This is a genomic window from Ideonella sp. A 288 (genome assembly GCF_002198735.1).
Taxonomy (GTDB): Bacteria; Pseudomonadota; Gammaproteobacteria; order Burkholderiales; family Burkholderiaceae_C; genus Pseudaquabacterium.
Genome location: NZ_MWLO01000163.1, coordinates 13658 through 27119, shown reverse-complemented (window position 1 = coordinate 27119; position 13462 = coordinate 13658). Strand labels below are relative to the sequence as shown.

General features: G+C 66.7%; 11 protein-coding genes. 8 read left to right on the top strand and 3 right to left on the bottom strand.

Annotation, left to right across the window (positions count from 1 at the left end):
- Positions 1–66: 66 nt before the first annotated feature.
- Positions 67–3285: a response regulator gene (locus tag EOINJALH_RS30425; protein ID WP_088287376.1), complete on the bottom strand. Its 3219-nt coding sequence runs from the start codon at positions 3283–3285 to the stop codon at positions 67–69.
- Positions 3191–4279: a diguanylate cyclase domain-containing protein gene (locus EOINJALH_RS30420; protein WP_088287375.1), complete on the bottom strand. Its 1089-nt coding sequence runs from the start codon at positions 4277–4279 to the stop codon at positions 3191–3193. Before EOINJALH_RS30420 ends, EOINJALH_RS30425 begins: the two co-directional genes overlap by 95 nt.
- A gap of 262 nt (positions 4280–4541) precedes the next feature.
- Between EOINJALH_RS30420 and EOINJALH_RS30415 the strand changes: the two genes are divergently transcribed.
- The 8 genes from EOINJALH_RS30415 to EOINJALH_RS30380 all read left to right on the top strand — a co-directional run bounded on the left by EOINJALH_RS30415 (position 4542) and on the right by EOINJALH_RS30380 (position 11854).
- Positions 4542–4967 (top strand): response regulator, encoded by a 426-nt coding sequence (locus EOINJALH_RS30415; protein ID WP_088287469.1) that lies wholly within the window; start codon positions 4542–4544, stop codon positions 4965–4967.
- Entirely contained in the window at positions 4964–6463 is a 1500-nt protein-coding gene (locus EOINJALH_RS30410; protein WP_088287373.1) for a PAS domain S-box protein, read from the top strand. Before EOINJALH_RS30415 ends, EOINJALH_RS30410 begins: the two co-directional genes overlap by 4 nt.
- Positions 6464–6473: 10 nt before the next feature.
- Positions 6474–7106: a response regulator transcription factor gene (locus tag EOINJALH_RS30405; RefSeq protein WP_088287372.1), complete on the top strand. Its 633-nt coding sequence runs from the start codon at positions 6474–6476 to the stop codon at positions 7104–7106.
- 87 nt (positions 7107–7193) lie between these two features.
- Positions 7194–7613 carry a response regulator gene (locus EOINJALH_RS30400; protein WP_158219957.1) on the top strand — a complete coding sequence of 140 codons (420 nt, stop codon included), beginning with the start codon at positions 7194–7196 and terminating at the stop codon, positions 7611–7613.
- A 33-nt stretch (positions 7614–7646) separates the two neighbouring features.
- Positions 7647–8534, top strand: coding sequence for a response regulator transcription factor (locus EOINJALH_RS30395; protein ID WP_088287368.1), 888 nt, complete (start codon positions 7647–7649; stop codon positions 8532–8534).
- A complete protein-coding gene (locus EOINJALH_RS30390; RefSeq protein WP_088287366.1) occupies positions 8531–8821 on the top strand; it encodes a circadian clock KaiB family protein in 291 nt (96 codons plus the stop codon). Before EOINJALH_RS30395 ends, EOINJALH_RS30390 begins: the two co-directional genes overlap by 4 nt.
- Positions 8821–10347, top strand: coding sequence for a circadian clock protein KaiC (gene kaiC / locus EOINJALH_RS30385; RefSeq protein WP_088287364.1), 1527 nt, complete (start codon positions 8821–8823; stop codon positions 10345–10347). The genes EOINJALH_RS30390 and kaiC overlap by 1 nt, the downstream gene beginning before the upstream one ends.
- A gap of 28 nt (positions 10348–10375) precedes the next feature.
- Positions 10376–11854 carry an ATP-binding protein gene (locus tag EOINJALH_RS30380; protein WP_088287362.1) on the top strand — a complete coding sequence of 493 codons (1479 nt, stop codon included), beginning with the start codon at positions 10376–10378 and terminating at the stop codon, positions 11852–11854.
- 44 nt (positions 11855–11898) lie between these two features.
- Here EOINJALH_RS30380 and EOINJALH_RS30375 read toward each other — a convergent pair whose 3' ends face one another.
- Positions 11899–13452 carry a PAS domain S-box protein gene (locus EOINJALH_RS30375; RefSeq protein ID WP_088287360.1) on the bottom strand — a complete coding sequence of 518 codons (1554 nt, stop codon included), beginning with the start codon at positions 13450–13452 and terminating at the stop codon, positions 11899–11901.
- Between the last annotated feature and the right edge of the window lie 10 nt (positions 13453–13462).

Genomic DNA, 13462 nt, shown 5'->3' with positions numbered 1-13462 from the left:
CGGCGCCAAGTTCCACCCAGAACACCCCGGGCGATGGCGACCCCGGGTGCACCACACCCACACGGCTCAGCAGTGGATCGGCCCTGCGCTGGCCGGTTCGCCCAGATCACCGGCGACGGTCGAGTGGCCGGCGTCCCCGGCGGCCGCCCGGAGTTCGCCCAGAAGCGTGCGCAGCAATCCGATGGCACGCGCGAACTCCAGCCGCTCGACCGCTTCCTGCAACAGCATGGCCGTCGTCGGGTCCAGCGCAGCGCGCAGCGCAGGCACGAGGGCTGCGAACATCGTCAGGGCGGCCAAGTCCTGGGCCTGCATCAGCGAGATCAGCGGTTCGAGGTCGGCCGCCACGATCGGCGCGACGGTCTGCTTAGGCCCTGCCTCCGAGCGCGCGGCCGACCGCGCCTCCAGCAGGTGGCCAGCCTGATCCATCAGTTGGGCCAGTTGTTCGTTCACGGCGATGCAGGCTTGCTCGATCTGTGCGGCGCTGGCGCCACGTCGGGCCGCGGCCTCGGCATCGCCGGCCAGGCGCTGGAGAATCGAGGCTCCGAGCATGCCCGCGCTGCCGCGCAGCTTGTGCATGCGGGCGGCAAATGCCTTGCGGCCTGCATCCTGGCTCAGGTCGAGCGCCGTGAAGGCCGGCCCTCCAGCGCCGAACTCGCGCAGCAGGCTGGCCAGCATGACGGTAAAGATCTCGACGTCGTTCTCGAGGCGGTGGGCAACGTCGCGGCTGTCGATGCCTTCGATGTGCGGCCAGGCGGGAGATCCAGTTCGTTTGCCCTTGCAGCGGCGCTCGAGCCCCAAGCTCGTGCCACGACTGCGCTCGACGTGCTGGCGCACGGTCCGGATCAAGGTGTCCGGATCGAGTGGCTTGGAGACGAAATCGACCATGCCCGCCTCGATCGCACGGCGGCGTTCGGAGACGAAGGCGCCGGCCGACAGTGCGATCACCGGCAGTGTCGTCAGGCCCAGGTCCCCGCGGATGGCCCGCGTGGCGGCATTGCCATCCATGCCGGGCATCTGCACGTCCATCAGCACCGCATCGATGTCGGCCGCGCCCTGCTGCAGGCGCGCCAGGACGCCGAACGCGTTGTCGAATGACTCCACCCGGGCACCTTCGCGCTCCAGGATGCGACGCACCACCTCGAGGTTGACTTCGCTGTCGTCGACGATCAGCAATCGGACGCCACTCAGCCACCGGACGCCGACGGCGTCCAGCTGAGTCAGCTGCATCAGCCGGTCGGTCGGCCTTTGCCGCCGCTCCAGTGCAGTGAGGACGGACTCGAACAGCCCGGCGGCCGACAGCGGATGCCTCAGCCAGGTGTCTGCCATGTGATCGAAGCATGCGGGCGACGAGTCGGCCAGGCACAGGGCCACGCAGGGCGGCCACCGGTCGTCGCCGACGGTCTGCCGCAGGGCGGCCAAGGCGCGCGCCTTCGGCTCGGGATCGTGCTCGGCATCGATGATCCAGACATCGGGCACGTGGCCGCTGGCCAGGCGCCCGGCCAGTTGGGGCAGCGTCGCCGGGCCCAGTGCGACGGCCTCCAGGTGCCAGCCCAGCGAACGCGCCATCGCGCGCAGTCGCTGCAGCTTGCCCTTGTCGCCCTCGGAGACCAGCACCTCCAGGGTCTGCGGCGACCCTTCGGTGCCATCCACCTGTTCGGACACAGGCGACAGCGGCAGGGTCACGCCGAAGACACTGCCACGACCAGGCTGGCTCGTGACCTCGACCTCCCCACCCATCAGTTGCGTCAGCTGCTGCACGATCGACAGACCGAGCCCGGTTCCACCGAAGCGCCGCGTGGTCGACGCGTCGGCCTGCGTGAAGGGCTGAAACAGGCGATCCAGGTCCGCCAGCGCGATGCCGATGCCGGTGTCGCGGACTTCGAAGCGCAGGGCGGGAATGTGCGGGGCCAGCACGGTGCTCGTCACCGCCAGTTCGACCTGCCCCTGTTCGGTGAACTTCAGTGCGTTGCCCAGCAGGTTGATGAGGATCTGGCGCACCCGGGTGACATCGCCGCGCACGCGGCGGGCCGCGCCGACGGAGGGGTGGACCACGAGTTCGATCCCCTTGGCCTGCGCCTGGTCCTGCAGCAGCTGACCGAGTTCGCGCAGCAGCTTGGGCAGGTCGAACGGGAGGTCCTCGAGCAGGACCTCGCCGGCCTCGATCTTCGACAGGTCAAGCACATCGTTGATCACACCCAGCAGGGAGCGACTGGCAATCTGGATCTTGCCGAGGAAGGACCGCTGCTCACCGGTCAGCCGTGTCTTGTCCAGCAGATGCGCCATGCCGATGATGGCGTTCATGGGGGTCCGGATCTCGTGGCTCATGTTGGCCAGGAACTCGGTCTTCAGCCGGCAGGCCTCCTGGATGCGCTGGTTCTGAAGCTCGAGTTCGTGGCTGCGCGCACGCAGCGCTTCGGCCTGGGTCCGTTCGGTCGTGTCGCGGATCGATGCCAACTGCACCGGTTCGCCGTCCCACTCGAGGTGGGCGACGCGCATCTCGCAACTGCGCGCGCCGCTCGGCCTGGGGATCGCGAGCTGGACCGGCTCGCCCTGCGTGGCGGAGAAGGCCAGCTTCTCGGCAAACAAGTCGTCGCGCGTGCGATCGAAGAGTTCGGTGGCCGCGGCGTTGACGAAGCGGACCTGGCCGGACTCGTTGGCCACCAGGATCGCGTCCGGCGTGGCGTCGAGCAGATCGTGCAGCCTGCGATGCTGCATGCGCGCGCGATTGCGTTCGATGACGTAGAGCACGCTGCGGCTGAACAGGCGGCTGTTGATCTCGTCCTTGCCGAACACATCTTCCGCGCCCTCGGACAGCGCCGCACGCCGCAGGGTGTCGTCGAACAGCCCCGACACGACGATGATCGGCGCCAAGCCGGCCACGGCCTTCACTCGACGCAGGGTCTGCATGCCGCTCGAATCGGGCAGGTTCAGGTCGAGCAGGATGACATCGGCGGGACCCGTGCCCAGGATCCGCAAGGCCTCCGCCAGGTTCGTGGCGATCTCGACCTGCACGTGGGCTTCAGGGGCCTCCGCCAGACGCTCGCAGGCCATGAAGGCGTCGCCCGGGTTGTCCTCGACGAGGACGACGCGCTTCACGCTGCTCAGCATGCTTGCCAGCCCCGGCTGGGGCCGGCAGCGTGCACAAGACCCCTGGTGGGTCGAGCCACCGGCTTGCGATGCCGTCACGGCTTCATCCATCGCTCGAAGCCACGGCCATGAGCGGCTCGCAGACGGTCTCGCTCGGGCGGGACAGGCGGATTGCCTGGCCCGGACCGTCGAGGTCATCCAGGGACAGGAAGTAGGCGCCTCGGCGTCCGGCCTGCTTGGCTGTGTACAAGGCCCGGTCGGCCGCCATCAGCAGATCGGCCACGGGCTGGTGTCTCCCGAGCGTGCCGAGCCGCGAGTCGGCGGGATGGCCCACCCAGTTCTGGCAACTTCCGTCGAACGACGACGCTCCGATCGACACGCTGACAAAAGGATGCGCCGGTGACGCCGCATGCGGTATGGCCAATGCGTCGATGGCCTCGAGCAGGTGCAGGGCCACGACTTCGGCGCCGGCTGCATCGGTGTTCGGCAACACCATGGCAAATTCCTCGCCGCCAAAACGGGCGGCCAGGTCGGCCGGGCGGTGGCCGGCCTGCTGGACGGCCCACGCCACCCGCTGCAGGCATTTGTCGCCCGCCGGGTGGCCGTATCGGTCGTTGAAATTCTTGAAGGCGTCGATGTCGATCATCAACAGAGAGATCGGCGATGCCGTGCGTTCCGCACGGTGCCATTCGCGTCCCAGCAGGTCATCGAACTGGCGCCGGTTGGCGATGCCGGTCAGTCCGTCCGTGTACGCCGAGCGGCGCAGCATGTCCGACATGTCCTTCATTCGCAGGTGCATGCGCACCCGCGCCACCACGCTCGCCGGCCGCAGCGGCTTGCAGATGAAGTCGACCCCACCCAGCGCAAGGCCGGTGACCTCGTGCTCCCCGGCGTCGTGGCTGGTGATGAAGATGACGGGCACGTCCGCCAACTGGGGATTGGCCTTCAGGGCCCTGCAGACCTCGAAGCCACCCATGCCAGGCATCTCGATGTCCAGCAGGATCAGGTCCGGCACGGTGTCTTGCGCCAGGCGCAAGGCGTCGATCCCGGAGGTGGCGAACTGCAGCCGGCCAAAACCTTCCAGAGTGTTCCCGAGAAGAGCGATGACCATGGGGTCGTCGTCGACCAGCAGCAGCTTGTGAGCGCTCGGCCCAGGATTGCCGATGTCCGGAAGCTTTGGATGGGGTGCCATGGGAGCCTGTTGCAGGAGATCACAGTCCCGTGACTTCGGCCTTTCCTCGCGCGGCTTGAGCCGATGCCCGCACCAAATCTGCGGACGGCAGCGGCGGTGGCCCCAGTCGCAGTCGGTGCAGTGCCATACTCCGCGCGAATCATTCGGACCCTCACCCGAACCTGCCGGTGGTCAGCGCCGGGCACAAGATCAGGAAAGAGTTGCCCATGCCGATCCATCGAGCCCCCGCACACCCGTGCTGCCGCGTGCCGATGGAAATGCCATGACGACGCCCATTCATGTGCTGCTGGTCGAAGACAACCCGGGTGACGCCGACCTGACCCGCGAAACGCTTCAGGACGGCAAGCTGATGGTGCACATCGACGTGGTCTCCGACGGCGTTCAGGCGCTGGACTTCCTGCTCCGCAGACCGCCCTTTGCCACCGCCACGGCCCCCGACCTGATCCTGCTGGACTTGAACCTGCCCAAGATGGGCGGCAGGGAGGTTCTGGCGGAGATCAATCGCCATGAAGCCCTGCGCGTGATCCCGGTGGTGGTGCTGACAAGTTCCGATGCCGAGCAGGACATCGCCAAGAGCTACGAACTGGGAGCCAACTGCTATGTCACCAAACCGGTGGGCCTGGAAGCCTTTCAGGCCATCGTGCACGCCATCGAGAGCTTCTGGTTCACGGTGGTGAGGTTGCCGTGAAGCATGGCCCGCAGACCCCCCTTCGCGTCCTGCTGGTGGAAGACAACCCTGGCGACGCAGGGCTCATCGCGGCCCTCCTCGACGGCGAGTACGCCAGCGCCGGCAGCCACGACCATGTGTCGGATCTGGCGCAGGCCGGGAAGCGATTGCCGGCGGCGACCTTCGATGTGGTCCTGCTCGACCTGAACCTGCCCGATGGTTTCGGCGTCGATTGCGTGAAGGCGATCCGAGCCCTCGCACCCACGGTTCCGATCGTCGTCCTGACCGGCATGGAGGACGACGAACTGGCGTTGGAGTGCGTGGCGGCGGGCGCCCAGGATTACCTGGCCAAGAACGACCTCAGGCCGCAGTCCCTGCGGCGGGCCATCGGTTACGCCATCACCCGGACCCAGGAAAGTGCGGAGCGGCAGCGGGCCGATGCGCTCCAGGTGCGGCTGGCGGCGATCGTGGAATCGTCCTACGACGCGATCGTCAGCAGTTCGATCGATGGCGTCATCACAAGCTGGAACCGTGGCGCGGAGCGCATCTTCGGGTACACGGCTGAAGAAGCCGTGGGCCGGCAAGTGCGTGAAATCATCCGGCCGCAGGCCGACGAGGTGGGCTGGCCGAACGAACGCCGGGTCTTCCCGGTGCCGCGCGGGGCCGACGCGGGTGGCGTGGAAGAAGTCGTCCTCTTTCACAGGAACGGCCGGCCGCTGAACCTGTCGGTGATCACCAGCGTCATCCACGACGCTTCAGGCGGCACGCAAGCCCTGGCCGCCATCCTGCGCGATGTGACCGAGAGCAAGCGCCGTGACGCCGAACTGCAGCGCCTGGTCGAGCAACAGGCCGCAAGGGAGCAGCGAATGAGCGCCTTGACCAGCCGCTTGCGCAACCTGCAGGAAGAGGAACGCACGCGCATCTCTCGGGAGGTGCACGACGGCCTCGGGCAATTGCTGACCGGATTGAAGATGGACATCCGCTGGCTGATGCGCCGCGCAGTGGCTGGTGCGGACGCCGCCGCGTTGACGCCCAAGCTGGCAGAGGCCGACGCCCTGGTGGACCAGACCGTCCAGACCGTGCAACGCATCGCCGTCGAGCTGCGGCCCAGCGCTCTGGATGCCTTGGGCCTGTCGTCGGCCCTGCGCGACGAAGCGCGCCGCTTCGAGACACGCTCTGGGGTGCAGACCGTGGTCCACGTGCAGCCGCATGAGGTGCCGAAGCCCGCGGTGGCCACGGCCCTGTTCCGGATCTTCCAGGAACTGCTGACGAATGTGGCCAGGCATGCGTGTGCGAAGCGGGTGCAGATTGGCTTGTCCGACGATGCAGACCGCTGGATCCTGGAGGTGCAGGATGACGGCGTGGGCTTGCCCGGCGACCTGCTCACCCGCAGCGGCTTGCTGGGGCTCCTGGGCATGACGGAGCGTGCCGAATCGCTCGGCGGCAGCTTCCGGCTCGAGTCTCTCCCTGGCGGAGGGGCCGTCGGTTGCGTCACCGTCCCCAAGATGCGACCGTAGCGGGGGCCGGATGCGACATGTCCTGATCGCCGACGACCACGCCGTCACACGACGCGGCGTGCGTGAACTGGTGCTCGAGCGTTACCCCGACGTCGAGGTGACCGAACTGGCCGACGGCGATGCGGTGCTGGAGCAACTGCCGACGCGCACCTGGGACCTGATGCTGCTCGACGTGATGATGCCTGGCCCAGGCATCATCGAGCTGCTCGGGCGCATCCGCGGCCGTGAAGCGTCCGTGCCGGTCCTGGTGCTCACGGGCAGCAGCGAGATCGAGTACGTCATCGAGACCATGAAGGCGGGCGCCAACGGCCTGCTGCACAAGCACCAGGCCGCCGACGAATTGCTGATGGCCATCGAGCGGGTGACCGCGGGCGGCACCTACCTGCTGGCCGAGACGGCGGCGGCCATCGCACGCTCGCTGCGCCAGAGAAAGCCGACGCTCCCGCATGAGGATCTGTCGGAACGTGAACTCGACATCTTTCGCCGCATTGCGCTGGGTCGGGCCATCAAGGAAATCGGCTTCGACCTCGGGCTGAGCGAGAAGACCGTGGCCACCTATCTGGCCAGGATCCGTGAGCAGACCGGCTTGATCAGCCACGTCGACATTGCCCGTTACGCCTTGAAGAACGGCCTGGTCGAGTGAGCGATTGAAGGTGTGTAGGCAAATTGCCTACAACCCGACAGCAAGAGACGGACAGCAGCCCAGGTCGCCGGCTGGCAAGCTGTGGCCGTGAACTCACTCAGCAGCTTTCGCCCCCGCACGCTGGTCGCCGACGATGCGCCGGTCGTGGCCCGGCAGGTCGTCGAGGTGCTGCAAGACGCCGGCGCCGATGTCATCGGCCCGGCCAGCGACGGTGCCCAGGCACTGCGCCTGTGGGTGGAGCACAAGCCCGATCTGGCCGTGCTCGACTTCCAGATGCCCGACCTCACCGGCCTGCAGGTGGCGCAAGCCATCCGCGCCGCCGAGCGGCAGGCGTGCGCGCAGGACCACTGCTACATCGTCATCCTGAGTTCCCACACGGAACCTGCCATTGCCAGGCAGTGCCTGGTCGACGGCGCCGATCGCTTCCTGAACAAACACCTCGACTTCGAGCATCTGCGCGACATCGTGGCGGCCCTCGTGGCCGGGCAGTCCGCCCGACCTGTGTAGGCGGGGCCTCGTCAGCGCACCAGAACACGACCGATGGCGGCCATCGAATCCATGAACCACGGTCGAACCATGGCCAGTGCATCACTTCAACACGGCGCGCAGGGCACACCGGTGCTGCTCCTGGTCGAAGACAACCCGGGCGACGCTCAACTGGTGAGCGACATGCTCAGCGAGCAGCATCGCGACCGTTTCCAGATCGTCCACGTGCCCGCCGTGGCCGCCGCGGTGCAGGCCTTGCAATCCACCCCGGTCGACGTGATCGTGCTCGACCTGGGCCTGCCCGACGGCCAAGGCGTCGATGTCGTCAAGACGATGCGAGAGGTTGCCGCCGAGGTGCCCATCGTCGTGCTGACGGGCGTTGAGGACGAGGATCTCGCCCTGGCCTGCATCGACGCCGGGGCGCAGGACTACCTGCCCAAGAGCGAGGTGCGCACCCAGAACCTGAAGCGCGCCATCGGCTATGCCGTCAGCCGCATGCGCGAAGTGCAACTGCGCGAACTGCAACGGACGCTGGCGCATTACCGCTCGATGTCCTCGGCCGGCCATTCGACCACCGTCACCGCCGCACTGGCGGGGACCGGTGCCGTTTCCCTGCGCAGCCCGGCCACCTACGAGGCCGTCGTGCAGTCCTACTTCGCCCTGCTCGAACCCTATCTGATGCGCGAATGCGATCAGGTGGTGGCCCCCCGACGGGCCATGGAAATCATTGTCACGACGCTCGGAGACGCCGCTGGCGGCCCGCGCGACCTGCTCGAAGTTCACGTCGCGGCGCTCGACCGAGCGCTATCGCTCTACGACGATCCCCACTCGCACACCATCGTTTTCGAGGCCCGCCTGCTGGCGGTCGAAATGATGGGGCTGCTGGTGGACTACTACCGGGTTGGTCACCGGCGCCGCGATCCGCAAGGTATTTCGCCATGACAGTCTTCAAGCTTCGCTTGTTCATCACCGGCCGCAGTGCGCAGTCGCAGCGTGCCATCGACAACCTGAACAACATCTGTGAAACGGATCTGCCGGGCCAGTTCCATGTCGAAGTGATCGACGTGCTGGAGCATCCCGACCTGGCCGAGCATGCCAAGATCCTGGCCACGCCGACCTTGGTGAAACAACTGCCCGAGCCGGTGCGCAAGATCATCGGTGACCTGTCCGACCGGGTGAAGGTGCTCGTCGGGCTGGATGTGGAACGGCTGATCAAGTCGGTGCCGTGATGACATCGCGACATCCTCCCCAGGAACTCGGCAAGTTGCCCACCGGCATCGTCGGGTTCGACCAGATCGCCAACGGCGGGATCCCGGCCGGCCGCAGCACGCTGCTGTCGGGCACCGCCGGCAGCGGCAAGACAGTGATGGCGCTGCAGTTCCTGCTGGCCGGCGTGCGGGACTACGGCGAGTCCGGCGTCTTCGTCACCTTCGAGGAGGCGCCGGCGGACCTGATGGAGAACGTGCGCTCTTTCGGCTGGGATCTCGAAGGCCTGGTCGAAAGCAAACGCATCGCGGTGGTGGACGTGACGCCCGAGCCGGGTGAGGATGTGGTCGCCACGGGTCCGTACGACCTGTCGGGCCTGCTGGCGCGAATCGAACATGCGATCCACTCGGTCAAGGCCAAGCGCGTGATCCTGGACGCGGTGGGCGCGCTGTTCCCGCAGTTGACCGATCCCAACATCATCCGGCGCGAGCTGCACCGGGTGGCGGCCGGCCTGCGCATGCTGGGCGTTACCACCCTGGTGACGATGGAAAGAACCGTGGAAGAGGGCGGCGTCGGGCGCTGGGGCGTGGAGGAATTCGTGGCCGACAACGTGATCGTGCTGCGCAACCGGCTCGAGAACGAGAAGCGGCGCCGCACGGTCGAGATCCTGAAGTTCCGCGGCGCCACGCACCACAAGGGCGAGTACCCCTTCACCATCGACTCCGAGGACGGCGTCACGATCATTCCGCTGTCGGCGATCGAGCTGAAACAGCGCTCGTCGCAGATCCGTGTCTCGTCGGGCGTGCCCGAACTGGACAAGATGTGCGCCGGCGGCATGTACCGCGATTCCATCATCCTGGTCAGCGGCGCCACCGGCACCGGCAAGACGCTGATGGTCTCGCAGTACATCAAGGCCGCCATCGAGGCCGGGGAGCGAGCCCTGCTGTTCGGCGCCGAGGAGAGCCGCGAACAGCTGACGAGAAATGCCGCGTCATGGGGTGTGGACTTCGAAAAGGCTGAGCGCGACGGTTTGCTGCGCATCATCTGCCGCTATCCGGAAGTGATGGGCCTGGAAGACCACCTGCTTCAGATCAAGCGCGACATCCGTGCCTTCCAGCCCCAGCGCGTCGCCATCGACAGCATGTCGGCCTTCGAGCGGGTGTCCACACCGAAGTCGTTCCGCGAGTTCGTGATCGCCCTGACCAGCACGATCAAGCACCTCGAGATCACCGGCTTGTTCACCAACACGACGTCGATGCTGACCGGCGGCGAGTCGATCACCGAGACCCACATCTCCACCATCACCGACACCATCATCCTGCTGCGCTACGTGGAACTGCATGGCGAGATGCGGCGCGGACTGACCGTGCTGAAGATGCGTGGAACCTTCCACGACAAGGGCATCCGCGAGTACGTGATCGACAGCCACGGCCTGCATGTGCAGGCGCCCTTCCGCGGCGTGCACGGCATCCTGACCGGGACGCCCACCTACACGTTCAACGATGAACGGGCCCGCCTCGGCGGCATGTTCGAGGACGCGGCTGTCTGAATCTCGGTCGATTTCCGACGAGGCCTGAATGAGATCCGCGTTCGCCTGTTCTGCCGCACTGCAACCGAGGCATGTGCTCCTGGTCGAAGACAACCCGGCCGACGCCGACCTCACCCGCGAGTTGCTGGAGCAGTCCACGGCACAGCGATTCGTGATCAACCGTGCCCCGACCCTGGCGGCCGCCATCGAACTGCTTTCGTCCGGGGAAAAGGTCGACGCCATCATCCTCGATCTCAACCTGCCCGACTCACAAGGCATCGAGACGGTTCGACGGGTCAGGATCCTGACCCATGAGGCGCCGATCATCGCCATTTCGGGCCATGCCAGCGACGAACTGCGGCGGCTCGCCCGCAGTGAAGGCGCCGAAGACCTGTTCGGCAAACAGGAGTCGAACAGCCGGTTGTTCTGGCGCAGCGTGCTGCAGATCATGGACCGCAAGCGGGCCCAGCAGCGCCAGTTTCAGGTCTTGCTCGATGCCGCGCCGGACGGCATGGTGCTGGCCAACGAGTTCGGTCAGGTGCGCTATGTCAATCAGGCGGCGATCGACATGTTCGGACGCAGTCGCGAGGTGCTGATGAGCGAGCCGCTGGGCTTCTCCGTCCTGGACGCAGAGCCAGCGGACATCACGATCCCGCACCCCGACGGCCACAGGGACTGCGAGATGCGCGTCGTTCGCATCGAATGGGACGACGAGCCCGTCTGGCTGGCCTCGGTCCGCGACGTCACCGAACGAAAGCGGGCCTCAGCCCTGCAGGCCCGCAGCGCCGAACTGGAGTTCGAGAACCGCCGCTTCGAGGCCGCCAACCGGCTGAAAAGCGAATTCCTGGCCAACATGTCCCATGAGTTCCGGACGCCCCTGAACGCCATCATCGGCTTCTCGCAGTTGCTGCGCGACGGTGTGGTGAGCCCCACGTCGCCGAAGCACGAGCTGTTCCTGGGCCACATCCTGTCCAGTGGCCGGCACCTGCTGCAACTGATCAACGACGTGCTCGACCTGGCCAAGGTCGAGGCCGGCAAGCTCGGCTTCGCGCCTGAACCGGTGAGCCTGCTCGAGCTGACGGAAGAGGTCAAGGCCGTCCTGGGCGAGGCAGCGGCGAAGAAGGGCATCGACATCGCGGTAGAGGTCGACCCGACGCTCGTGGAGGTTGAGCTGGACCCCGGCCGCTTCAAGCAGGTGCTCTACAACTACCTGTCCAATGCGCTGAAGTTCACGGCCGACCACAGCCAGGTGTCGGTGCGCGTGGCGGCGGAAGGTGAGCACCGCTTTCGCGTGGAGGTGCGGGACAACGGCCTCGGCATCGCGCCGTCGGACATCGCCAAGCTGTTCACCGAGTTTCACCAACTCGACGCCGGGTCGGCCAGGCAGCACCAGGGCACGGGCCTGGGCCTGGCCCTGACCAAACGGCTCGTCGAAGCCCAAGGTGGGACCGTCGGTGTCAGCAGCAGCATCGGTCACGGAAGCGAGTTCTACGCCGTGCTGCCACGCATCGGTCGAGCGGTCGAATAGCCGTCCCGACGCACTTCAGCGTCGCCGGCCCCGAACGCCTGCCCTCATGGCGGCGCGGTGCCGGCTTCTGCCGATGCCAGTGTGAAGAAGAAGCTCGTGCCGCGACCCGGCACCGATTCCACCCAGATCTGGCCCTCGTGGCGTTCGACGATGCGCTTGACAATGGCCAGGCCGATGCCGCTGCCTTCGTGAGTGCCCCGCTCGTGCAGGCGCTGGAACATCAGGAAGATGCGTTCGGCATACTGCATCTCGATGCCGATGGCGTTGTCCTTGACCTCGAAGACCCATCGTTCCCGCTGTCGCGTGGCGAGGATGATGATGTGCGGCGCGGGTTCGGCACGAAACTTGATGGCGTTGCCGATCAGGTTCTGGAACAGCTGCACCAACTGGGTTTCGTCGCCCAGCACGGTCGGCAGGCCTTGCGCATCCACCCTAGCGCCCGATTCGAGCATCGAGGCCTGCAGCGCAGCCACGGCGCGCCTCACGACCGCATCGACGGCCACGGGAATCAGCGGCTTGCCCTGCGAGCCGACGCGAGAAAAAGCCAGCAGGTCGGCCACCAGGCGCTGCATGCGCTTGGCACCATCGACGGCATAGTAGATGTACTTGTCGGCCTTGTCGTCGAGCCGGCCCTTGTAGCGCTGCGCCAGCAGTTCCGTGTAGCTGGCCACCATACGCAGCGGCTCCTGCAAGTCGTGCGAAGCGATGTAGGCGAACTGCTCCAGCTCGGCGTTGCTGCGACGAAGTTCGTCGTGGTCGCGCTTGCGCTCCGTGATGTCGATCACCGACGCCAGCGTGTATCGGCCGTCGGGCATTTCGATGGCGTCGAGGCCGATCTCGACGGCCACTTCGCTGCCGTCCTTGCGGCGGGCGCGCAAGTCCCGCCCGATGCCCATCGCTCGGGTGTGCGACCGCGCGACGAATTCGGCCACCTGGGCCGCGTGGGCGGCGCGCGCAGACTCCGGCACCAGGCGTTCGATCGACTGGCCGAGCAACTCGTCTCGGTGGTAGCCAAAGAGCTGTTCTGCCCTTTGGTTGAGAAGCACGATCCGATGCGCACGATCCAGCATCAGGAGCGCACTCGATGAGGCCTCGAAAACCAGCCGGAAGCGGCTCTCGGCGACCTCCCGCTGCTGCGTGTCGATCAGCGATTCCTCGACCGTGCGGCGACGCCTGATCTCGGCCTCGAGGCTGGCGATGGTGACCTGCAACTGATCCTGCACCGCCTTGAGCGGCGTCACATCGGTGATCTGCACCACGAACCCCACGACCTGTCCGTCCACCACGTCCGGCGTGTAGGTCGCCAGACTGTGTCGCTGTACGCCATCGGGCCCAGGGACGACGCGCTCGAACTGTTGAGACTCACCGCGCAGCGCGGCACGGATGTACGGCTCGTTCAGCGCATAGAGGTGGGGCCCCAGCAGGTCGACGATCGACCGGCCCACCAGCTCGTCGGGATCGACCCCGAACCGCAGTTCATAGGCCCGGTTGGCGAATCGACAGCGCATCTGGGTGTCCCAGTACGCCAGCATCGAAGGAGCATGATCGGCCAGGCGCCGGGCGAAGTGCGCGATGTCGCGGTCGGAGTCGAGGGCCATGAAGGATTCT